Source organism: Exiguobacterium sp. TDN 0502 (assembly GCF_050846835.1).
Taxonomy (GTDB): domain Bacteria; phylum Bacillota; class Bacilli; order Exiguobacteriales; family Exiguobacteriaceae; genus Exiguobacterium_A.
The window spans coordinates 1-1,125 of record NZ_JBOZGJ010000036.1 but is presented as its reverse complement, the minus strand read 5'-3'; the positions used below and the strand labels follow the sequence as shown (position 1 = coordinate 1,125).

Sequence of the window (1,125 nt, the reverse complement as noted above, 5' to 3'; positions counted from 1 at the left end):
CTCCGTTAGAATACAGAGCTCAAGCCGTTTAAAGAATTTTTATTATTTGTCCTGTCTACTTGACAGGGAGCAGTTCACTCCTACAGGGAAAAGCGCATTTTTGCGCTTTCAGAGACAATCAAGACCCGGGTTTCTGCCTGAACGAGGCAGAAACACTGGCTTGAGTCTCGCCTGAGGAAAGGGCGTGAAAGACGCGTCATTCTTTTTTAATAGACAGCACTTAACTCTTGGACGACACGATCAGCGACTGCCAGTTCCTGTTCTTGTGCAAAATCGAACTGACAACCGATCGCAGCGAGTCCGTTCGCATGCGCTGCTTTGAAATCAGATAAGCGGTCACCGACTACGTATCCTGCCGTGATGTCGTGCGTCTTACAAATCTCCTGCACGAGCGTTGATTTATCCCCGGAACGGATGTCTTCGATGCTATAGACATGATCGATATACGCTTCGAGTCCGTACGTCGTCACGATCGCTGATAAGTAGGACGGCCAACCGTTACTAGCGATATAGACGGAATGACCCGCTTGTTTTAAACGTGCGAGCAACTCGACCGTTCCCGGATATAAGCGACCGAGCCCCGCTTTGACTGCCTGCTCTATGCTACGTCGAAACTTTTGATCTGCAGACTGCTGGTCGGCGGCTGAAAAATCCGGCAGTAACGTCTGCCAGACTTCTGGTAACGACACGCCCATGATCTGCTGATAGAGGGCGACCGGGGTTTCTCCTTCCCATCGCCCCGCCTGTCGTAACTCATGAAAGACGTCTTCTAGCGCATGCGCCAATACAGCATTCGTTTGAAACAACGTTCCGTCCATGTCAAAAATGTAAGGTGTCATTCGCTCTCCCCCATCTGTTCTTGTTTTATCATTTGAACCACGGATTCTATCGATCTATCCATAGCAATCAGACGATCCGACGGGCGGTGATCCTGATCCAACCACCAGCGTTTCATATCCGTCTCAGAAAACTCCGTCGGCTGGCGCATCGCATGACGACGGACGGTTTCCTCGAATGAGACGTCAAAATAATACGCCGCATAGCGTGACTTGACACTCCCACGGCTAAAGCCGCAAGCCCACACCGTTGGTGAGGGTGGGATTCTCAAGTGCTTGGCGGACTCAA

Annotated in this window: 1 protein-coding gene and 1 pseudogene; both read right to left on the bottom strand. The window is 50.8% G+C overall.

The window, feature by feature from the left end; all coding sequences use genetic code 11:
* Window positions 1–206 precede the first annotated feature (206 nt).
* Window positions 207–839: an HAD hydrolase-like protein gene (locus tag ACRPK8_RS15760; protein ID WP_432238990.1), complete on the bottom strand. Its 633-nt coding sequence runs from the start codon at window positions 837–839 to the stop codon at window positions 207–209.
* A pseudogene (locus ACRPK8_RS15755) lies at window positions 836–1,125 on the bottom strand (hypothetical protein); the annotation flags it as partial. The pseudogene ACRPK8_RS15755 and the gene ACRPK8_RS15760, both read right to left, overlap by 4 nt.